The following is a 19137-nucleotide window of genomic DNA, read 5'->3' as shown; positions in this document are numbered from 1 at the left end:
GCCGGCCCACGGGTCCACCGGACCGAACTTGTCGCTGGACCTTAGGATCACCGTTATGACCGATCTGATCGACGACGTCGAGACCACGGGCGAGAGCACCGTGACCAGCCGGGGTCTTGGCCTCCTCCTGCTGATCGGCGGCGCGATCGGACTGTTCTCCGCAGCTGTCCTCATCGTCGAGAAGATCAACTTCCTCGACGACAAGGCGGCCGGCCGGCCGACGAGCCTGGGCTGCGACATCAACCCCATCGTCGGCTGCGGCAACGTCATCAACACCGACCAGGCGTCAGCCTTCGGCTTTCCCAACCCGCTGATGGGCGTCGCGGGCTTCGCGATCGTCGCCACGATCGGTGCCCTGGTGCTCGCCGGGGTCAAGCTGCCGACGTTCGTCTGGGGCGGCCTGCAGGCCGGAGCCCTGTTCGGCATCGGCTTCGTCACCTGGCTGCAGTACCAGAGCCTCTACGAGATCCAGGGCCTGTGCCCCTACTGCATGGTCGTCTGGGCCGTCATGATCCCGATCTTCGTATGGGTCACCGCCCGCAACCTCCGCGCCTGGGCTCCGACCAATCCGGTCTCCCGGTTCGTCGGCGACTGGACCCTGCTGATCGCCATTCTCTGGTACGTCGCCGTGCTGGCCGCGATCTGGTTCAAGTTCGGCAGCGACCTCTGGGCCTAGGCGGTCGCGCCGGCCACCCGCTCGAGGACCTTCGCGAGTCGGATGTCGCGGTCGGTGACGCCCCCGACGTCGTGGCTGCTGAGCTTGATGTCGACGCGGTTGTAGACGTTCGTCCACTCGGGGTGGTGGTCCATCTCCTCGACCGGCCCGGCCGCGCGGTTCATGAAGTCGAGCGCGGCCCGGAAGTCCGCGAACTCGTACGTCCGTACGATCGCCTCGCCCTCCTGTGACCAACCGGGAAGAGCGTCGAGGGATTCTTCGATCTGGGCATCAGTGAAGGTCGACATGCTCTCGACGATACGTCGGTCCCCCAGCGTTCGACAGCCCTGCTCACGGCTCCGAGCCTTGCGTCGCGCGTCCCCGCGCGTGGAGGATTGAACGGATCGGCGACGCGCGTCGTTGTAGAGCCTGGAGGACTCATGCCCGAGGACCAGGACGAGCTGTTGCGTGCGTTGCACGACGCACACGCGCCTGCCCTGCTGCGCTACGTCACCCGGCTGACGTACGACCCGGCGCTGGCGCAGGACGTCGTGCAGGAGGCGCTGTTCCGGGCCTGGAGGCGACCCGCGATCCTCGAGCAGGGCGAGGCCGCGTCGCGCGCCTGGCTGTTCACGGTGGCGCGCAACCTCGTGATCGACGATCGGCGAACCGCCCGACATCTGCACGAGGTGACCAGCGAGCGGCTGCCGGAGACCTCTCGCGCGGACGGCACCGACGCGGCCCTCGACCGGTGGCTGGTCTCCGATGCGCTGCGATCGCTCTCGCCCGAGCACCGCCATGCGATCGTCAACACGTACTACCTCGGCCGGTCCGCCGCCGAGTTCGCCCGGGAAGAGGGCATACCCGAAGGCACCGTGCGGTCGCGCATGCACTACGCGCTCCGCGCCCTGCGGCTGGCGATGCAGGAAAGAGGTGTCACGCGATGACCGACGATCGGTTCCGCGACTGGGATGCGGCCTACGTCCTCGGCCTGCTGCAGCCCGACGACCGGCGCGCCTACGAGGAGCACCTCAGCACCTGCGCGTCCTGCTCGGACGCCGTCGCCGAGCTGGCCGGCCTGCCCGGCATCCTGACGACGTTGAGCACCGAGGAGGCCGTGGCGCTGCTCGATCCCGCACCCGAGCCGTCCGACGATCTCGTGACACGGCTCGCTGTCAGGGCCGGGCGCCGTCGCCGTCGCGTACGACTCGCGATCGCCGGAGCCGGAGTGGCCGCTGCGTTGGGCCTCGGGATCGGCGGGTACGCCCTCGGCTCCGCCGACGAACCCAGGGAGCCGGCCGGACGGTTCGTCGCCATGAGTGCCGCCGATCCCGAGGTCATGACCGCCAGGCTCCGCCTGGAGGAGCGGGACTGGGGCACGCGACTCGACTGGAGCTGCGACTACCGCGGCACGCCTGGGTACGGCGGCAGCACGACGTACGAGCTGGTGATCACCGACTTGTCGGGCCGCGAGACGATCGCCGCGACGTGGGTCGCAGCGAGCCCGGAGGCGGCCTCGCTCACCACCATCAGCGCCGTGCCGAAGGACGAGATCAAGCGCGTCGAGATCCGCGTTGCCGGCTCGACGAAGCCGCTGACGGAGACTGACCTGTAGCCGGGAGCTGCCGGGATCCCTTCATGGGCGGCTTCGCCGCGACGGAGGGGCCCACTCGATTCACTCTGCTTGTTTCACGAGCTGCCGGGATCCCTTCATCGGCGGCTTCGCCGCGACGGAGGGGCCCACTCGATTCACTCTGCTTGTTTCACGAATGACAGAGCCCCGCTCGCCCAAGACCGGGGCGAGCGGGGCTCTGTCATTCGTGGAGCTGCCGGGAATCGAACCCGGGTCCTACGGCGCTGAGTCAGGGCTTCTCCGGGTGCAGTTCGTCTCTCGCTTTTCTCGGCCCCGACGCTCGGACGAACGCGTCGCCGACAGGCCCAGTCGCAGAAAAGTCCCGGTCACACGCTGCGACGCCGTGTGACCAGCAAGTCCCCTAGATGAGACTGGCGATCCGGAGCGGGAACGCCCCCGGGCCAGCCCTTCACCTATCGCTTAAGCAGCGAGGGCGAAGTCAGTGCGCTTTGAATCGGCACTTGTTGGTTTCCAGAGATCGTTAAAGAGATAACCCTGGATCCTCTACCCGCTTCACCTGAATCGAACGACCTTAGTCGAAACCGATCAGCCCCTCTTGAGTTGTCAACCGCTGCCGAGGCAGCGACACCATCCTACTCCTCCACAACCGCGATCCCACCTGAGCAATTCCCCGGCGGGGCAACGACTCAGTCCTCGGCCGCCAGAGCCTCGGGGCTGACGGCCCGGCCGTGGATGAGAGCCGCGGCGCAAGCACCCGCGACGACCAGCATGCCGACGCAGATCAGCATGCCCATGCGGAAGCCGGGGGCGAACACGTCCGGGTCGGCGAAGTCGTCGCCCGCGATCCCGGCAAGCGGCGGGATCGCCGCGACGGCCAGCAGCGAGGCCGTGCGGGCGACAGCGTTGTTGATGCCCGACGCGATGCCGCTCTGCATGTCCGGCGCAGCGGCCAGCACCGCCGTCGTCAACGGGGCGACCAGCAGGACCAGCCCGATGCCGAACACGATCGCGCCCGGCAGCACGTCGATCCAAAAGCTCGTGTCCTCGTCGATCATGAGCCACAGCAGCAGGCCACCGGCCGCCACGACGGGACCGGCGGTCATCGGCCACCGCGGGCCGATCCGGGTGGCGAGCGCACCGGCCTTGGACGAGAACAGCAGCATGAGGATCGTCGCCGGGATGGTCGAGAGGCCGGCCTCGAGGGGCGAGAAGCCGGCGACGTACTGCAGCTGCAGCACGAGCAGGAAGCCCGAGGCGGCAAGCGCACCGTAGATCGCGAACGTGCAGATGTTGGCCGCGGTGAACACCCGGTTGGCGAAGAGCTCCAGCGGCACCAACGCGTGCGGGGTGCGCTTCTGGTGGAGCACGAAACCGGCCAGCACGACGAGCCCGGCGACCGACCACGGCCACGACTCCTCGACCAGCCCGTACGTCAGCAGGGCCAGGCCCACCGCGGTCAGAGCAGCGCCGGTGAGGTCGAGCTTCTTCTGCTCACCCGTGGTCTCGGGGACGTGCTTGATGGACAGCACCACGACCAACGCGGCCAGCGGCACGTTGATCCAGAAGATCGATCGCCAGCCCACCATGTCGACGAGCCAGCCACCGACCAGAGGGCCTATCGCCGTCGTGACACCGGCGAGGCCGGACCACACCCCGATGGCCGGGCCGCGGTCCTCGGGGACGAACGAGGCCGAGATGATCGCGAGACTGCCCGGCGTCAGCAGGGCCGCGCCGATGCCCTGCAGGCCTCGCGCGGCGACCAGGACCTCGATCGTGGGGGCTACGGCGCAGATCACCGAGGCCACGGCGAACCAGACCACGCCGACGACGAAGACCTTGCGTCGGCCGAGCCGGTCGCCGAGCGAACCACCCACGAGGATCAGCGCCGCCAGGGTCAGGGTGTAGGCGTTGACCGTCCACTGCTGGCCCGGCAGCCCTCCCCCGAGGTCGTCCGTGATCGCCGGCAGCGCGAGCCCCACGATCGAGCCGTCGAGGAACGCCATGCCGGAGCCCAGGATCATGGCCGCGAGCAGCCACTTGCCTTGGGCGCTCGCGAGCCTCATGCCGACACCCCGAACAGCTCCGCGCCGTTGTGCCAGAGCACGCGCCTCATCCACTCGTCGCCGAGGTCGAGCCGCTCGAGCACCTCGACCTGGTGCGCGTACGCGTAAGGGATGTTGGGGAAGTCCGTGCCGAACAGGATCTTGTCCTGCAGCGCCTCGAGGCGCGGCACGACCCCGTCGGGGACCGGAAGTCCCCAGAAGTCGACGAAGGCCATCGTGGTGTCGAGTCGCACGTTGGCGTAACTCTCACCGAGGTCGAGGAATTCCGCGATCTCCGGCATGCCCAGGTGGGCGATGATCAGCGCGAGGTCGGGATGGCGTGAGAGGACGTCGGCCACGTTGGCCGGGCCTGTGTGGTGTCCGGGCGCCGGGCCGGAGCCGGCGTGCAGGACGACCGGCACGCCGCTGTCGGCGATCGCCGCCCAGACCGGCTCGAGCAGCGGGTCGTTCGGCGCGAAGTCGCCGACCTGCACGTGCGCCTTGAACACCTCGACCCCGTCGGCGATGAGCTCCGGCACGTAGGTCGCCGCCTCGGGCTCGGGATAGAACGTGGCCGAGCGCAGGGCGTCGGGCGTACGGTCGGCGAACTCGCCGGTCCAGTCGTTCATGTAGCCGGCGACACCGGGCCTGTGGGCGTACGACAGCGTCGAGAACCGCTTGACCCCCATGGCCCGCAGCTGCTCGACCCGTTCGTCGTCGCTGCCGCGGTACGTCACCGGCCACGGCCGCCCGAGCAAGGGACCGGCGGAGTCGAAGTAGTCCCAGACCTTGGCGAGGATCGCCGGCGGCATGAAGTGGGCGTGGACGTCGACGATCCCGGGGATGCCGAGCCGGGCCGCGTACGCCGGCAGGTCGGCGTCCTGCAGCGCCACCGCTACATGCCCTTGAGGCGACGCCCGAGATCGCGTTCGGCCTCACGCGTCGCGTCGCGCTCGGCGATCGCATGCCGCTTGTCGTAGGTCTTCTTGCCCTTGGCCAGCGCGATCTCGACCTTCGCCCGGCCGTCCTTGAAGTAGAGCGACAGCGGGATGATCGTCAGGCCCTTCTCGGACGTACGACGCTCGATCCGGTCGATCTCCTGACGGTTGAGCAGCATCTTGCGGCGCCGCCGGGTCTCGTGGTTGGTCCAGGTGCCCTGCGTGTACTCGGGGATGTGGACGTGCAGGAGCCACGCCTCGCCGCGCTCGATCTCGCCGAACCCGTCGACGAGGGATGCGCGACCCGCACGCAACGACTTCACCTCGGTGCCGGTGAGGACGAGTCCGGCCTCAAAGGTGTCTTCGATGTGATAGTCGTGGCGCGCCTTCTTGTTCTGCGCAACGAGCTTGCGCCCGGTTTCCTTGGCCACCCCGTCATTGTGTCATCCCCGGCTCGCGGTCAGCCGGGGAAGGCGCTCACAGCCAGTTCATCGGGTTCACGGTCGAGCCGTTGGCGATGACCATGAAGTGCAGGTGGCACCCCGTCGAGTAGCCGGTCGTGCCGGAGTAGCCGATCCGCTGGCCGCGCTTGACCCGCTGCCCCGGGCTGACGGTCCAGCGCGTCAGGTGGTTGTAGGTCGTCACGACGCTCTTGCCGCGCATGCGCCCGTTGTTGAGGATGACCCGGTTGCCGTAGCCGCCGTTGTAGTACGTCTGCAGGACGGTGCCGCCCGCGGCGGCCCTCACCGTGGTGCCGCACGGGATGCCGAAGTCGGTGCCGTCGTGCAGCTTCCAGACGTGCAGCACGGGGTGGAAGCGCATGCCGTACTGCGAGGTCACCGGACCGTTGGCGGGGTATGACAGCGTGCCGCCACCGTCGCCGCCGGCGTCCCTGACCTGCTTGGGCGTGAGGGCGCGGATCCGCGCCTCGAGGCTGCGGCGGTCGGCCTCGAGCGACTCGAGCTGCTTCTTGTCAGCAGCGCGCAGCTTGGCCGCGGTGAACCGTGCGCCTCGACGGGCCGTGACGAGCTGGGCGACCTCGGCCGCCTGGGCCTCGGCGGCGTCCTCGAGCTGCTGCTTGCGGACGAGGTTGGCCGCGGCGGCCTTGCGCTGCTTCTTGACCTGGTCACGCAGCTTCGTCACCCGGTCCCGATTGACCTCGAGGATCACCCTGGCGGCGGCGAGGCTCTGCATCGTGGCGACCTGGTCCTCGCTGACCGCGTCGTTCAGGCTCATCTGCTCGGAGAACGCGTTGGGGTCCTCGCCCTGCAGCAGCTCGCTGAACGCCCGCATGCCGGGGTCACCCTGCTCGATGTTCTGCACCGCGAACTGCTCGACCTTGGCCTCGGAGGCGCGCAGCTCGGCCTTGCCCTTGCTGAGCCGCGCGACGGCGGCGTCGAGCTGGGCCTCGGTCGACACGAGCTTGGCCTGCATCTGGGCGTCCTGCGCCTTGGCGGTGGCGAGCGCGCCACGGGTGTTGTTGAGCTTGGACTGGGCGGTGTTGAGCTTGCCCTGGGCCCGCTTCAGCGCGGCGACCGCGGCGGCGTACTTCTGGGAGGACGCCTCGAGATCCTTCTTGGCGTCGTCGATCTTGCCGCTGACACCCTTCTTCTGCTTCTCGAGGTCGTCCTTCTTGTCGGCGAAGGACGGCGACGTCAGCGCGGCGATCAGTGCTGCGACCAGCAGCACCGCCAGCGCCGCCTTGCGGGTGGTGGGAAACATCAGCTCGACCTTTGGGGAAGGATCCCCCCGGAGGAGGACATGTCGGTGTCTCCTCCGCACCATACGCCACATGCGCCCCAATGCCGGGGATTTGTGTCGCGGTGGTCAGCCGGCGTCGAGGACCGCTGGAGGTCCGCCGACCAGGCCGGTCTCCGCCGCGTCGCGGCGCGGGAGCGGCGAGCCCGACCAGGCCTGCTGAGCCGCGGCTCAGACGTCGAGGTACTTGCGCGTCATGACCAGGGTCGGGATCAGCGCCAGCACGAGGGCCAGCACCGTCGTCAACCCGGCCACGAGGAACGCCTCCTGCCAGCCGACCCAGGTCGTGATCTGGCCCAAGGTGTCGCGCAGGTAGCCGTAGACGACGAAGTACATGAAGGCGGCGAGGCCTGCGGCGGCCAGGGCAGCCGAGAGCAGGGCGGCGAGCAGCGACTCCAGCACGAACGGCAGCTGGATGTGCCAGCTCGACGCACCCACGAGCCGCATGATGCCGATCTCGCGCCTCCGGGCGTACGCCGTCATGCGGATCGTGTTGGAGACCTGAAGGATTGCGGCCATGACCAGCAGGAGGGCCGTGACCAACGACGCCCACTGCAGCTTCTCGAGTGCGGTGAACAGCGGGCCGAGCAGCTGCTTGAACGAGGTGAGGCTGCCGACGCCGTCCATCCCCTTGACCTGGCTGACGACGCTGTCGAACTTGTTGGCGTCCTTGAGGGTGACCCGGTACGACTCGGGGAACGACTCGGGACTCAACGTCTTGAGCTGGCTTCGGCCGGTGTCCGACTGGCCGAAGACGGCGCGGGCCTGCTCGTAGTTGTCGTTGGGCGTGCGCACGTCGAACGACTTGACCTGGGGATTCTCACGGAGGGCCTGCTTGACGGCCTCCTTCTGGTCCTCCGTCGCGACCCCGCCGATGCAGTTGGAGCTCGGCGAGTTCTTGGTGCACAGGTTGACCTGGATCTGCAGCTTGCTGCCGAAGTACTTCTCGGTGCGGTCGGCCTGGCTCTGCATCAGCAGGCCGAGCGCCACCAGGAGCAGCGAGACGGTCATCGTGACGACCAGCGAGATCGTCATGGACTTGTTGCGGGACAGGCTTTGACGCAGCTCACTCAAGGTGCTTCGCATCGACGTCTCCTAGTTCTGGTAACCGTAGATGCCGCGGGCCTCGTCACGGACGACGTGTCCGTTGTCGAGCTCGATGACCCGCTTGCGCATCTGGTCGACGATCGACGAGTCGTGCGTCGCCATGACCACGGTGGTGTCGGTGCGGTTGATCCGGTCGAGCAGCTTCATGATGCCGACGCTGGTCGCGGGATCGAGGTTTCCGGTCGGCTCGTCCGCGATGAGGATCATGGGCCGGTTGACGAACGCGCGCGCCACGGCGACGCGCTGCTGCTCGCCACCGGACAGCTCGTCGGGCATGCGGTGTCCCTTGCCCTCGAGTCCGACCATCTCGAGCGTCTCGGGCACGAGCGCGTTGATCTCGCTGCGCGACTTGCCGATGACCTGGAGGGCGAACGCGACGTTCTCGGTCACGGTCTTGTTGGGCAGCAGGCGGAAGTCCTGGAACACCGTGCCGACTTGGCGGCGCAGCTTGGGCACCTTCCAGCTCGAGAGCTTGTTGATCTCCTTGCCCGCCACGTACACGCGACCCGTCGTCGGACGGGCCTCGCGGAGGATCAGGCGCAGGAACGTCGACTTGCCCGAACCGGAGGAACCGACGAGGAAGACGAACTCGCCCTTCTCGATCTCCAGGTCGACGGCGTCGAGCGCAGCGCGCTTCTGGCCGGGGTAGGTCTTGGTGACCTTGTCGAATCGAATCACCCGTCGAGTGTAGGGCGGCGGTCCCACCCCTCGTCGGACCCGGTGGTCAGGCCGGGTGCGCTGCAGTCTGTCTCGCGACGTAGTCGTCGACGGCGCGCGGGGACAGGACCGCGTCGATCACCATCGCGCTCGCGCCGAGGATCCCGCCCCGGCTCTCCGCCGACGTGCTGACGATGCGCAGGTCGTGCGTCGCCAGCGGCAGCGAACGCTGGTAGACGACCTCACGCACGCCTGCCAGGAGGTACTCCCCCGCCTCCGAGAGCTTCCCGCCGATCACGATCACCGACGGGTTGAGCAGGTTGACGCACGTGGCGAGCACCGTGCCGAGGTCGCGGCCGGCCTCGCGAACGGCCTGCAGCGCGGCGATCTCGCCGGCGGCGACGGCGTCCACGATGTCCTGCGAGCTCTCGACGTCGAGCCCTCGCTCCCGCAGCTTGCCGGCGATGGCGGGTCCGGCGGCGACCGCCTCGAGGCAGCCGGTGTTGCCGCAGCGGCACACGATGTCGTCACTGGCGCCCGCGACCTGCACGTGCCCGAGGTCACCGGCCGAGCCGAAGGCGCCACGCATCAGGCGCCCGTCCGAGACGATGCCGGCACCGATGCCGGTGGCGACCTTGACGAGCATCAGGTGGGGCGCGGTCTGCCACGACGTCGCGTACTCGCCAAGGGCCATGAGGTTGACGTCGTTGTCGACGAGCACCGGACCGGCGAACGTCGCTCCCAGGTGCTGGGGGATGTCGAAGTCGTGCCAGCCCGGCATGATCGGCGGGTTGGCCGGTCGGCCGGTGGCGTGCTCGACCGGCCCGGGCACTCCGATGCCCACGCCGGCGACGTCGCTGACCGGGCGGTCGATCGAGGCCAGCAGCTCGAGGCTGATCGACGTGACCTGCTCCAGGACCTTGTCGGGACCGTCCGCGATGTCGATGTCGACGGTCTTCTCGTCGAGCACCTCACCCGAGAGCCCGGTGACGGCCACGCTGGCATGCGAAGCCCCGAGATCGATCGCGACCACGACGCGATTGTCGCGGTTGAGGGCGAAGCGCGTCGGCGGGCGGCCGCCGGTCGAGGCAGCCTCCCCCACAGGGGCCAGGAGCCCTGAGGCGAGCAGCGCGTCGACGCGCGTCGTGACGGTGGACCGGGCCAACGACGACAGCTGCGCCAGCTCGGCACGCGTGCGGGGAGTCCCATCACGCAGCAGCTGGAACAGTTCCCCCGTGCCGGCCAACGTGGGCGGCAGCACGGCGGGCAGAGACATGGCCATGAGTAAACCATGCACCCTTTGGCGCCATTCGTCGAGCAAGTACGTCGATGAGACTCAGACTTTTGCTTGACGAACGACAAAACGTGTGACTAGCATCACCGCCATGCCACAGCCCCTTCTCGAGATGCGCGGCATCGTCAAGGAGTTCCCCGGTGTCCGGGCCCTCGACGGTGTCGATCTGGTCGTTCGCGCCGGCGAGGTCCACTGCCTGCTGGGCCAGAACGGTGCCGGCAAGTCGACCTTGATCAAGGTGCTCGCCGGGGCCCATCCGATCGACGAGGGCACGATCTTGTGGAACGGCGAGCCCATCGCGTTCGCCAACCCGCAGGCCGCGCTGGCCACCGGGATCGCGACGATCTACCAAGAGCTCGACCTCATCGACGGCCTGAGCGTCGCCGACAACATCTACCTCGGTCACGAGAACGCCCGCGGCGGCGTCACCAACGACCGCGACATGAACCGCTCCGCCCGCGAGCTGCTGAAGCGCCTCGGGCATCCCGAGATCCGCCCGACCCGTGAGGTCGGCAGCCTCTCGGCAGCCGGCAAGCAGATCGTGTCGATGGCTCGTGCCCTCTCGCGCGACGCCAAGGTCATCGTGATGGACGAGCCCTCGGCCGTCCTGGACCCCGACGAGGTCGACGGCTTGTTCCGTGTCGTCGAGGACCTCCGCACCTCGGGCGCGGCGATCATCTACATCTCGCACCGCCTCGAGGAGATCCGCCGGATCGGCGACCGACTCACGGTGCTCAAGGACGGCCGCACCGTCGCCTCGGACCTTCCCGCACGGGACACCCCGACCTCCGAGCTCATCACGCTGATGACCGGTCGCACCGTCTCCTCGGTCTTCCCGCGGCGGTCGACGCCTCTTGCCGAGGGCGCTCCCCTGCTGAGCGTCGACTCGATCAGCCGTGTCGGCGAGTTCTCCGACGTCTCCTTCGACGTACGTCCCGGCGAGATCGTCGGCATCGCCGGCCTTGTCGGTGCGGGACGCAGCGAGATCATCGAGACGGTCTACGGCGCCCGCCGGGCCGGTCAGGGATCGGTCACGGTCGACGGCCGCACGCTCCGCAACGGCTCGGTCGCCGCAGCCGTGTCCGCGGGGCTCGGACTGTGCCCCGAGGAGCGCAAGTCGCAGGGCCTGGTCCTCGACGACGCCGTCTATCGCAACATCTCGCTCGCGAGTCTTGACCGGTTCGCGCAGTACGGACTCACCCGCGAGGGCGCCGAGCGCAAGGCAGCTCACGAGGCGGCGAGATCGGTCGACGTACGACCCGACGACCCGAACCGCATCATCAGGACACTCTCGGGCGGCAACCAGCAGAAGGTCGTCCTGGCCCGCTGGCTGCTGCGCTCCTGCAAGGTGCTGCTCCTCGACGAGCCGACCCGTGGCGTCGACGTCGGCGCCCGCGCCGAGATCTACGCCCTGATCCGCGAGCTCGCCGACTCCGGCGTCGCCCTCGTCGTCGTCTCCAGCGACATCGAGGAGGTGCTCGGCCTGTCCGACCGCGTCCTCGTGGTCGCCGACGGACGCGTCGTCCACGACGGGCCCAGCGACGCCATCGACGCCTCCGGAGTTCTCGACCGCATCCTCGCGGAGCACGACTCGACCACGACCGACAAGAAAGGGGAAGTTGCGTGAGCAGCGCCCTCGAGCAAGACCCCTCGCTGAAGCTGCCGGCACCGTCACGCGGTGACCGCGGCGGCAACCTCGGCCTGGCCCGCAACCTCGGCCTCGTCATCGCCCTGGTCGTGCTGTGCGTGGTCGGCCTGATCACGGCCGGCGACCGGTTCGCCAGCACCGACAACCTGCTGACGATCCTGCGGCTCGCAGCCGTGGTCGGCGTGGTGTCGATCGGGATGACGTTCGTCATCACCGGCGGCGGCATCGACCTGTCGGTCGGCGCGATCCTCGCCCTCGCCTCGGTCTGGGCCACCACCACCGGGACGCAGGACATGGCCGACAGCATCGGCTGGATCGCGATGGTGTTCAGCGCCCTGCTGGTCGGCACGTGTGCGGGCCTGATCAACGGCCTTCTGGTGGCCTACGGCAAGGTCGTCCCGTTCATCGCCACGCTGGCGATGCTCGCCTCGGCCCGCGGCCTCGCCGAGGTCATCGCCGACCGCAAGACCCAGATCATCCGCAACCAGGGCTTCACCGACTTCTTCGACGCCGAGCCCCTCGGCATCCCGGTCATCGTCATCATCTTCGCCCTGGTGACCGTCGCCGGCTGGTTCCTGCTCAACCGGACGACGTTCGGCCGCCGTACGTTCGCCGTCGGCGGCAACCCCGAGGCCGCACGGCTCGCCGGCATCAAGGTGCAGCGCCACACGGTCTACCTCTACGCGCTGCTCGGCCTGACCTGCGGCATCGCCGCCGTGATGCTGATGTCGCGCACCACGACCGGGTCGTCGACGCACGGCACGCTGCTCGAGCTCGACGCCATCGCCGCGGTCGTGATCGGCGGCACGCTGCTCAGCGGCGGCCGAGGCACCGTGGTCGGCACGCTGTTCGGCGTCCTGATCTTCACGATCCTCACCAACGTCTTCACGCTCAACAACCTCTCGACGTCCACCCAGAACGTCGCGAAGGGCGTGATCATCGTGGTCGCTGTGCTCCTGCAGCAGCGCATCGCGAACCGCAAGACCTGACTTCCCACAGCCCGTCCGCCCCCCACCACAACAGGAGTCCACACCATGTCCGTTTTCCATCATCGTCGGCGTCGCGGTCTCGCGATCATCGGCGCCTTCGCCGCCGCCACGCTCGTCCTCGGAGCCTGTGGCAACAGCTCGGGTGACGACGACGACAACGCCAACATCAGCAAGAGCAACACCGACAACGACAAGTCCGGCAAGAAGGTCGTCATCGGCTTCTCCGCCCCCGCAGCCGACCACGGCTGGATGGGTGCGATCACGAAGGCCGCCGTCGCCCAGGCCAAGCAGTACGACGACGTCACGCTCAAGGTCGCCGAGGGCACCAACGACGTCAACCTGCAGATCTCGCAGGTGGAGACGTTCATCAACGACAAGGTCGACGCGATCGTCCTGCTGCCGTTCGATGGTGCGGCCATGACCGCCGTGGCCCGCAAGGCCATGGACGCCGGCATCACCGTGATCAACGTCGACCGCGAGTTCAACTCGCCGTTCGCCGCCCGCACGACCGTGCTGGGCGACAACTACGGCATGGGCGTCTCGGCCGGCACGTACGTCTGCGAGGACGCCAAGGGTGACAAGAACAAGGTCGTCACCGAGATCGCCGGCATCGACTCGCTGCCGCTGACGCAGGACCGCTCGCAGGGCTTCGCCGACGCGCTCAAGAAGTGCGGCCTCAAGGTCAACAACCGCGTCGCTGCCGAGTTCACGGTCGAGTCGGGTGAGAAGGCTGCCTCGAACCTGCTGCAGGCTGCTCCGAAGATCGACTACCTGTGGAACCACGACGACGACCAGGGTGTCGGCGTCCTCGCGGCCATCAAGAACGCCAACCGCGACGAGTTCACGATGATCGGTGGCGCCGGCTCGGCTGACGTCATGGAGGCCATCAAGGCCGGCAACTCGGTGCTCAAGGCGACGGTCATCTACCCGTCGACCCAGGCTGCCGACGGCATCAAGCTGGCCCGCCTGATCGTCCAGGAGAAGGCGCTGTCCGACCTGGCCGAGGTCGAGGTGCCGCGTGAGATCAAGCTCGCTGCACCGGTCGTCACCGAAGAGAACGTCGACACCTACCTGCCGTCCGCGTTCCGGTCCTGATCGGTCGGGGGCCCGCGGTCACCGCCGCGGGCCCCCACCCCCAGCCCCACTGAGACCCCACACACGAGAGACAGGGACATGACCGACACACGTACCGAGCTCGGGATCGGCATGGTCGGCTACGCCTTCATGGGCGCCGCCCACTCCCAGGCCTGGCGCACCGCACCCGCATTCTTCGATCTTCCGCTCCGTCCCCGGCTTCGCGCCATCTGCGGCCGCAACGAGGACGCCGCCGGCGAGGTCGCCGGCCGGTTCGGCTGGGAGTCCGTCGAGACCGACTGGCGCGCGTTGCTGACCCGCGACGACATCGACGTCATCGACATCTGCACCCCCGGCAACACGCACGCCGAGATCGCGATCGCCGCCCTCGAGGCCGGCAAGCACGTCCTGTGCGAGAAGCCCCTCGCCAACACCGTCGAGGAGGCCGAGGCCATGGCCGCGGCCGCCGACGAGGCCGCGAAGCGCGGAGTCCGCGCCATGGTCGGCTTCACCTACCGACGTACGCCCGCCGTGGCGTACGCCCGCCAGCTCGTCGCCTCGGGCCGCATCGGCACGATCCGCCACGTGCGCGGGCAGTACCTCCAGGACTGGCTCTCGGACGAGAACACCCCCCTGAGCTGGCGGCTGGACAAGTCGCTCGCAGGTTCCGGCGCACTCGGGGACATCGGAGCCCACATCATCGACATGGCGCAGTACGTCAGCGGCTCGTCGATCACCTCGGTGAGCGGCTTGATGGAGACCTTCGTCAAGACCCGCCCCGTGGCGGGCGAGAGCGCGACGCTCGGCGGCACCTCCAGCGCCGATGCCGAGCGTGGACCCGTGACCGTCGACGACGCGGCCGCCTTCACCGCCCGCTTCGCCGACGGCGCGATCGGTGTCTTCGAGGCGACCCGGTTCGCCACCGGCCGCAAGAACGCGCTGCGGCTCGAGATCAACGGCACCCTCGGCTCGATCGCGTTCGACTTCGAGGACATGAACGTCCTCGAGCTGTTCGACGCGACCGAGGACCCCTCGGTCGCCGGCTTCCGCCGCATCCTGGTCACCGAGGCCTCGCACCCGTACGTCGCCGCGTGGTGGCCGCCCGGACACGGGCTCGGCTACGAGCACGGGTTCACGCACCAGGTGGTCGACCTCGTCACCGACATCGCCAAGGGTGCCGACCCGGCGCCCTCGTTCGCCGACGGCCTCGCCGTCCAGCGGGTGCTGGCGGCCGTCGAGGCCAGCGCCGCCGACGGCACGACCCACACGACAGGAGCCTCAGCATGACCCGACCCATCACGTTGTTCACCGGCCAGTGGGCCGACCTGCCGTTCGAGGAGGTGGCCAGGCTCGCCGGTGAGTGGGGCTACGACGGCCTCGAGATCGCCTGCTGGGGCGATCACTTCGACCCGTGGACCGCTGTCGAGGATCCGGGCTACGTCCAGACGCGCCACGACATCCTGGAGAAGAACGGCCTCAAGGTCTACGCCATCTCCAATCACCTCACGGGCCAGGCCGTCTGCGACGACCCCATCGACGCCCGGCACCAGGGCATCCTGTCGTCGCGCATCTGGGGCGACGGCGACCCCGAGGGCGTACGCCAGCGGGCTGCCGAGGAGCTGAAGAACACCGCTCGTGCGGCCAAGCTGCTCGGCGTCGACACCGTCATCGGCTTCACCGGCTCGGCGATCTGGAAGTACGTCGCCATGTTCCCGCCGGCGACCGAGGAGATGGTCGCCGCCGGCTACCGCGACTTCGCCGACCGTTGGAACCCCATCCTCGACGTGTTCGACGCGGAGGGCGTGCGGTTCGCCCACGAGGTGCACCCGAGCGAGATCGCGTACGACTACTGGACGACGCACGCCGCGCTCGATGCGATCGGCCACCGCGAGGCGTTCGGCCTCAACTGGGACCCGTCGCACTTCGTGTGGCAGGACCTCGACCCGCTGGGCTTCCTCTGGGACTTCAAGGACCGGATCTACCACGTCGACTGCAAGGACGCGAAGAAGCAGGTCGGCAACGGCCGCAACGGCCGGCTCGGCTCGCACCTGCCGTGGGCCGACCCCCGGCGTGGCTGGGACTTCGTCTCGACGGGTCGCGGCGACGTGCCGTGGGAGGCGTGCTTCCGCATGCTCAACACGATCGGCTACGACGGGCCCATCTCGGTCGAGTGGGAGGACGCCGGCATGGATCGCCTCCTCGGTGCCCCCGAGGCCCTGGCCTTCGTCAAGGCCAACCTGTTCGACGCACCGACCGCGGCCTTCGACGCCGCCTTCAGCTCGGGAGAGTGAGCGAGGAGCGGTGACGTGGCGTCCACCTCGACCGACTGCCTGGACGCCAGGTCACCGCTCCGTCCCACGTTGCCTGCAGAGGCGTGGATCGGCAGCCGCGGCCCTGGTTCGCTAGCGTCATGGGCATGAAGCTCCCGCTCGGCGACCCTCGAGACGTCCTCGCACTCATGGCGCGTACGCCGGCCATGGCCGAGCAGGTTGTCCTGCTCCTCCCCCGCGCCCTGGCCTTGCTCGACTCCGCCGAGGCGCTGCTCAGCCGCGTCAACGGCCTCGTCGACCGGATCGAGCAGACCCGGGCCGATGCCGACGACGTCATCGGCCGCGTCGACGAGACCGTCACCCACGCGGACGCCTTGATCGTGCGCACGGCCGGCACGGTTGGCAGCGTCGAGCCGACGATCGAGCGGGCCCAGGGGCTGCTCGACTCGTTCGCCCCGGCCCTCGAGCGCTTGCAGCCGACGCTCGACCGCCTCGCGGAGTCCACGCATCCGGACGAGGTCGACGCGGTCGTCAAGCTTGTCGACCACCTGCCGGACCTCGTCGAGCGCCTCGAGACCGACATCCTGCCGATGATGGCGACGTTGCGGAACGTCGGCCCCGACGTGCACGACCTGCTCGACATCACCCGCGAGCTCAACCAGATGCTCGGCAAGCTGCCCGGCATGGGCCGGATGCGCTGCCGAGCCGAGGAGCAACGCGAGCAGGACCCGCGCGAGCCGGACTAGGCTGCCTGACCCCTGCGCCAGCGGATGCCGGCCTCGATGAAGTCGTCGATCTCGCCGTCCAGCACGGCCTGCGTGTTGCCGGTCTCGTGCTCGGTGCGCAGGTCCTTGACCATCTGGTACGGGTTGAGGACGTAGTTGCGCATCTGGTCGCCCCACGACGCCTGCACGTCACCGCGCAGCTCGTCGAGCTGGGCCCGCTCCTCGGCCTTCTTGAGGGCGAGCAGCTTGGCCTTGAGGATCACCATCGCGCTGGCCTTGTTCTGCAGCTGGCTCTTCTCGTTCTGGCAGCTGACGACCGTGCCGGTTGGGATGTGGGTCAGGCGTACGGCCGAGTCGGTCGTGTTGACGCTCTGCCCGCCGGGGCCCGACGAGCGGTAGACATCGACCCGGATCTCCTCTTCGGGGATGTCGATCTCGTCGGTCTGCTCGAGCACCGGGACGACCTCGATCGCGGCGAACGACGTCTGCCGGCGACCCTGGTTGTCGAACGGCGAGATGCGCACGAGGCGGTGGGTGCCGGACTCGACCGACAGCGTGCCGTAGGCATAGGGGGCCTTGACCGCGAACGTCGTCGACTTGATGCCGGCCTCCTCGGCGTACGACGTGTCGTAGACCTCGACGCTGTAGCCGTGGCGCTCGGCCCAGCGGATGTACATGCGCTGCAGCATCAGTGCGAAGTCGGCCGCGTCGACGCCGCCCGCACCGGAGCGGATCGACACCAGCGCGTCCCGCTCGTCGTACTCGCCGGACAGCAGCGTGCGGATCTCGAGCGAGTCGATGGCCTTCTGGATGCGGACGAGCTCACGCTCCACCTCGGCGGACGCCTCGGCGTCGCCCTCCTCGAGCGCCATCTCGTGCATGATCTCGACGTCGTCGAGACGCCCGCGCAGCCCGGTGACGCGCTCGACCTCGGCCTGCAGCGCGGAGAGCCGGCTCGTGACGCGCTGGGCGTTGGCCTGGTCGTCCCACAGACCGGGATCGCCGACCTCCTCCTGGAGGGTCGCGATCTCGGCGCGGATGGAGTCGAGGTCGAGGACCTTCTCGATCGAGGTCAGGGTCGCGTCGAGGGCCTTGGTCTGCTCTGCAAAGTCGGGTGTCGCCACCCGACGAGGTTACAGGGAACGCTCAGATGCTCTTGCGCCGGAACTCCGGTGCCTGGGTCGGGCCGTTGGCACCGTGCGACTTCTCGCTGCCGTCGTGCTCGGCACCCTCGGCGGTGGCGTGGTGCTTGGTCTTCTTCTTCTCGAGCGCCTCGCGGAACTTGGCCTTCATGTCGGTCTTGTTGTCGGTGCCTTCTGCGTCAGCCATGCCGCCACCCTATGCCAACCTGTGATGGGATCGGCACATGAATGCGGACTGCCTGTTCTGCGGCATCGTCGCCGGCGACGTCCCTGCCACGGTCGTGATCGAGACCGATGACGTGGTGGGATTCCTCGACGTACGCCCGGTGTTCAAGGGGCACACCCTGCTGGTGCCGCGCGAGCACGTCGTGACGCTGCCGGACCTGCCGGAGCCGCTGATCGTCCCGCTGTTCGGCACCGCGCAGCGCGTCGCCGACGCCATCACGTCCGGGCTCGGGGCGCAGGGCACGTTCGTCGCGATGAACAACGTCGTCTCGCAGAGCGTCGCCCACCTGCACGTGCACGTCGTCCCACGCACCAAGGGTGACGGGCTGCGCGGGTTCTTCTGGCCCCGCACGAAGTACGCCGACGGCGAGGCCGAGGAGTACGCCGAGCGGATCCGCGCCGCACTCGAGGACTAGTCACCGAGCCGGAGCTGTGACGTCGCCTCGGACACGATCGTGGTCCGCGACGTCCAGCCGGGCGGGGCGATCGCCATGCTCACGGTGCGCTCCAGGCGCACGGACATTTCCGGGGTCACCAGACACCGTCGCACCAGGAGAAGAAGGACCCATCGCCTGTGATCAGCGTGTTGCCGGTATCCGGAGCCTGCCCTAGCCTGCCGACATGACCCCGAGGAAGCCCCGGGACCCGGACGCCATCACTCTTGCGCAAGCGGCCGAATTGCTCAGATTGTCAGAGATCCGGGTAACCCGGCTGCGGCGCGAGGGGCTCTTGATCCAACTCAGCGGCTATCCCTCTTACTCGAGATCCGATATCGAAGAGTTCCTGGACAATCCCTGGCTGAACGGAGTGCAGGCAGCATCGATTCTTGGAGTCAGCCATCACCGGGTGTCTCAGCTCGCGGCCGCCGACCGCATCCCTGCGCATCGGACAGCCTCGGGAAAGCGGATTTACCGCCTACGCCAAATCGAAGTTGTCGCCAACGCGCGGAAGCAGCGCGCTGGTCAACCCACCGAGACCTGATCGGCCCTGGTGAGACCAGATACGTCTGGAACCTTGGC

22 protein-coding genes and 1 other RNA gene are annotated in these 19137 nt (G+C 68.6%); 11 read left to right on the top strand and 12 right to left on the bottom strand.

What is annotated here, in order from left to right; all coding sequences use genetic code 11:
* The first annotated feature begins 55 nt into the window (after window positions 1-55).
* On the top strand, window positions 56-676 hold the full coding sequence (locus tag AB0N22_RS01100) for a vitamin K epoxide reductase family protein (RefSeq protein WP_364634878.1): 621 nt from the start codon (window positions 56-58) through the stop codon (window positions 674-676).
* On the opposite strand, the gene AB0N22_RS01095 is transcribed toward AB0N22_RS01100, so the two are convergent.
* Window positions 673-963, bottom strand: a complete 291-nt coding sequence (locus AB0N22_RS01095) for a 4a-hydroxytetrahydrobiopterin dehydratase (RefSeq protein ID WP_364634875.1) — start codon at window positions 961-963, stop codon at window positions 673-675. The two genes, AB0N22_RS01100 and AB0N22_RS01095, sit on opposite strands and share 4 nt — an antisense overlap.
* 132 nt (window positions 964-1095) lie before the next feature.
* On the opposite strand from AB0N22_RS01095, the gene AB0N22_RS01090 reads away from it, so the two are divergent.
* Window positions 1096-1602, top strand: a complete 507-nt coding sequence (locus tag AB0N22_RS01090) for a sigma-70 family RNA polymerase sigma factor (RefSeq protein WP_364634872.1) — start codon at window positions 1096-1098, stop codon at window positions 1600-1602.
* Complete coding sequence (locus AB0N22_RS01085) at window positions 1599-2270, top strand: zf-HC2 domain-containing protein (protein WP_364634870.1); 672 nt, start codon at window positions 1599-1601, stop codon at window positions 2268-2270. The genes AB0N22_RS01090 and AB0N22_RS01085 overlap by 4 nt, the downstream gene beginning before the upstream one ends.
* Before the next feature lie 203 nt (window positions 2271-2473).
* On the opposite strand, the gene ssrA is transcribed toward AB0N22_RS01085, so the two are convergent.
* From ssrA to AB0N22_RS01045, 8 genes are all read right to left on the bottom strand, one after another.
* Window positions 2474-2842, bottom strand: a transfer-messenger RNA (tmRNA) gene (gene ssrA / locus AB0N22_RS01080).
* A gap of 93 nt (window positions 2843-2935) precedes the next feature.
* Window positions 2936-4312, bottom strand: a complete 1377-nt coding sequence (locus AB0N22_RS01075; RefSeq protein ID WP_364634867.1) for an MFS transporter — start codon at window positions 4310-4312, stop codon at window positions 2936-2938.
* Complete coding sequence (locus AB0N22_RS01070) at window positions 4309-5184, bottom strand: amidohydrolase family protein (protein WP_364634864.1); 876 nt, start codon at window positions 5182-5184, stop codon at window positions 4309-4311. Before AB0N22_RS01070 ends, AB0N22_RS01075 begins: the two co-directional genes overlap by 4 nt.
* A 2-nt stretch (window positions 5185-5186) precedes the next feature.
* The gene (smpB, locus tag AB0N22_RS01065) at window positions 5187-5660 is read right to left on the bottom strand and encodes an SsrA-binding protein SmpB (protein ID WP_364634862.1); all 474 of its coding nucleotides are present in this window, start codon (window positions 5658-5660) and stop codon (window positions 5187-5189) included.
* A 46-nt stretch (window positions 5661-5706) separates the two neighbouring features.
* On the bottom strand, window positions 5707-6951 hold the full coding sequence (locus tag AB0N22_RS01060; protein WP_364634859.1) for a peptidoglycan DD-metalloendopeptidase family protein: 1245 nt from the start codon (window positions 6949-6951) through the stop codon (window positions 5707-5709).
* 207 nt (window positions 6952-7158) lie between these two features.
* On the bottom strand, window positions 7159-8073 hold the full coding sequence (ftsX, locus tag AB0N22_RS01055) for a permease-like cell division protein FtsX (protein ID WP_364634856.1): 915 nt from the start codon (window positions 8071-8073) through the stop codon (window positions 7159-7161).
* A gap of 9 nt (window positions 8074-8082) precedes the next feature.
* Window positions 8083-8772 carry a cell division ATP-binding protein FtsE gene (ftsE, locus tag AB0N22_RS01050; protein ID WP_364634853.1) on the bottom strand — a complete coding sequence of 230 codons (690 nt, stop codon included), beginning with the start codon at window positions 8770-8772 and terminating at the stop codon, window positions 8083-8085.
* Between the two features lie 46 nt (window positions 8773-8818).
* Window positions 8819-10033, bottom strand: a complete 1215-nt coding sequence (locus AB0N22_RS01045; RefSeq protein WP_364634849.1) for an ROK family transcriptional regulator — start codon at window positions 10031-10033, stop codon at window positions 8819-8821.
* A 103-nt stretch (window positions 10034-10136) separates the two neighbouring features.
* Between AB0N22_RS01045 and AB0N22_RS01040 the strand changes: the two genes are divergently transcribed.
* From AB0N22_RS01040 to AB0N22_RS01015, 6 genes are all read left to right on the top strand, one after another.
* Entirely contained in the window at window positions 10137-11672 is a 1536-nt protein-coding gene (locus AB0N22_RS01040) for a sugar ABC transporter ATP-binding protein (RefSeq protein ID WP_364634846.1), read from the top strand.
* Complete coding sequence (locus AB0N22_RS01035; protein WP_364634844.1) at window positions 11669-12682, top strand: ABC transporter permease; 1014 nt, start codon at window positions 11669-11671, stop codon at window positions 12680-12682. The genes AB0N22_RS01040 and AB0N22_RS01035 overlap by 4 nt, the downstream gene beginning before the upstream one ends.
* 45 nt (window positions 12683-12727) lie before the next feature.
* Window positions 12728-13777: a substrate-binding domain-containing protein gene (locus AB0N22_RS01030; protein ID WP_364634841.1), complete on the top strand. Its 1050-nt coding sequence runs from the start codon at window positions 12728-12730 to the stop codon at window positions 13775-13777.
* 78 nt (window positions 13778-13855) lie between these two features.
* Entirely contained in the window at window positions 13856-15043 is a 1188-nt protein-coding gene (locus AB0N22_RS01025; protein ID WP_364634838.1) for a Gfo/Idh/MocA family oxidoreductase, read from the top strand.
* Entirely contained in the window at window positions 15040-16047 is a 1008-nt protein-coding gene (locus AB0N22_RS01020) for a sugar phosphate isomerase/epimerase family protein (protein WP_364634835.1), read from the top strand. Before AB0N22_RS01025 ends, AB0N22_RS01020 begins: the two co-directional genes overlap by 4 nt.
* A 125-nt stretch (window positions 16048-16172) precedes the next feature.
* Entirely contained in the window at window positions 16173-16772 is a 600-nt protein-coding gene (locus tag AB0N22_RS01015) for a hypothetical protein (protein WP_364634832.1), read from the top strand.
* On the opposite strand, the gene prfB is transcribed toward AB0N22_RS01015, so the two are convergent.
* Together prfB and AB0N22_RS01005 are read right to left on the bottom strand one after the other, a co-directional pair.
* Window positions 16769-17875, bottom strand: a complete 1107-nt coding sequence (gene prfB / locus AB0N22_RS01010; protein ID WP_364634830.1) for a peptide chain release factor 2 — start codon at window positions 17873-17875, stop codon at window positions 16769-16771. The two genes, AB0N22_RS01015 and prfB, sit on opposite strands and share 4 nt — an antisense overlap.
* 22 nt (window positions 17876-17897) lie before the next feature.
* Window positions 17898-18080: a DUF5302 domain-containing protein gene (locus AB0N22_RS01005; protein WP_364634827.1), complete on the bottom strand. Its 183-nt coding sequence runs from the start codon at window positions 18078-18080 to the stop codon at window positions 17898-17900.
* Window positions 18081-18117: 37 nt separating this feature from the next.
* Between AB0N22_RS01005 and AB0N22_RS01000 the strand changes: the two genes are divergently transcribed.
* On the top strand, window positions 18118-18534 hold the full coding sequence (locus tag AB0N22_RS01000; protein WP_364634824.1) for an HIT family protein: 417 nt from the start codon (window positions 18118-18120) through the stop codon (window positions 18532-18534).
* Here the strand turns inward: AB0N22_RS01000 and AB0N22_RS00995 are convergent.
* On the bottom strand, window positions 18531-18653 hold the full coding sequence (locus tag AB0N22_RS00995) for a hypothetical protein (RefSeq protein ID WP_364634821.1): 123 nt from the start codon (window positions 18651-18653) through the stop codon (window positions 18531-18533). The two genes, AB0N22_RS01000 and AB0N22_RS00995, sit on opposite strands and share 4 nt — an antisense overlap.
* A gap of 86 nt (window positions 18654-18739) precedes the next feature.
* Between AB0N22_RS00995 and AB0N22_RS00990 the strand changes: the two genes are divergently transcribed.
* Window positions 18740-19099, top strand: a complete 360-nt coding sequence (locus AB0N22_RS00990) for a hypothetical protein (protein ID WP_364634818.1) — start codon at window positions 18740-18742, stop codon at window positions 19097-19099.
* Window positions 19100-19137: the final 38 nt, after the last annotated feature.

The sequence above is a fragment of the Aeromicrobium sp. NPDC092404 genome (assembly GCF_040684095.1).
Classification (GTDB): domain Bacteria; phylum Actinomycetota; class Actinomycetes; order Propionibacteriales; family Nocardioidaceae; genus Aeromicrobium.
This window is presented reverse-complemented; position numbering and strand designations above follow the sequence as displayed.

What these genes read in the sequence shown, in the direction of transcription:
- AB0N22_RS01040 (WP_364634846.1), top strand. Translation starts at nt 10,137, where the DNA reads ATGCCACAGCCCCTTCTCGAGATGCGCGGCATCGTCAAGGAGTTCCCC.
- AB0N22_RS01045 (WP_364634849.1), bottom strand. Translation starts at nt 10,033, where the DNA reads ATGGCCATGTCTCTGCCCGCCGTGCTGCCGCCCACGTTGGCCGGCACG.
- AB0N22_RS01085 (WP_364634870.1), top strand. Translation starts at nt 1,599, where the DNA reads ATGACCGACGATCGGTTCCGCGACTGGGATGCGGCCTACGTCCTCGGC.
- AB0N22_RS01075 (WP_364634867.1), bottom strand. Translation starts at nt 4,312, where the DNA reads ATGAGGCTCGCGAGCGCCCAAGGCAAGTGGCTGCTCGCGGCCATGATC.
- AB0N22_RS01090 (WP_364634872.1), top strand. Translation starts at nt 1,096, where the DNA reads ATGCCCGAGGACCAGGACGAGCTGTTGCGTGCGTTGCACGACGCACAC.
- AB0N22_RS01100 (WP_364634878.1), top strand. Translation starts at nt 56, where the DNA reads ATGACCGATCTGATCGACGACGTCGAGACCACGGGCGAGAGCACCGTG.
- AB0N22_RS00990 (WP_364634818.1), top strand. Translation starts at nt 18,740, where the DNA reads ATGACCCCGAGGAAGCCCCGGGACCCGGACGCCATCACTCTTGCGCAA.
- AB0N22_RS01030 (WP_364634841.1), top strand. Translation starts at nt 12,728, where the DNA reads ATGTCCGTTTTCCATCATCGTCGGCGTCGCGGTCTCGCGATCATCGGC.
- AB0N22_RS01000 (WP_364634824.1), top strand. Translation starts at nt 18,118, where the DNA reads ATGAATGCGGACTGCCTGTTCTGCGGCATCGTCGCCGGCGACGTCCCT.
- AB0N22_RS01005 (WP_364634827.1), bottom strand. Translation starts at nt 18,080, where the DNA reads ATGGCTGACGCAGAAGGCACCGACAACAAGACCGACATGAAGGCCAAG.
- AB0N22_RS01020 (WP_364634835.1), top strand. Translation starts at nt 15,040, where the DNA reads ATGACCCGACCCATCACGTTGTTCACCGGCCAGTGGGCCGACCTGCCG.
- AB0N22_RS01095 (WP_364634875.1), bottom strand. Translation starts at nt 963, where the DNA reads ATGTCGACCTTCACTGATGCCCAGATCGAAGAATCCCTCGACGCTCTT.
- AB0N22_RS01015 (WP_364634832.1), top strand. Translation starts at nt 16,173, where the DNA reads ATGAAGCTCCCGCTCGGCGACCCTCGAGACGTCCTCGCACTCATGGCG.
- AB0N22_RS01060 (WP_364634859.1), bottom strand. Translation starts at nt 6,951, where the DNA reads ATGTTTCCCACCACCCGCAAGGCGGCGCTGGCGGTGCTGCTGGTCGCA.
- ftsX (WP_364634856.1), bottom strand. Translation starts at nt 8,073, where the DNA reads ATGCGAAGCACCTTGAGTGAGCTGCGTCAAAGCCTGTCCCGCAACAAG.
- AB0N22_RS01025 (WP_364634838.1), top strand. Translation starts at nt 13,856, where the DNA reads ATGACCGACACACGTACCGAGCTCGGGATCGGCATGGTCGGCTACGCC.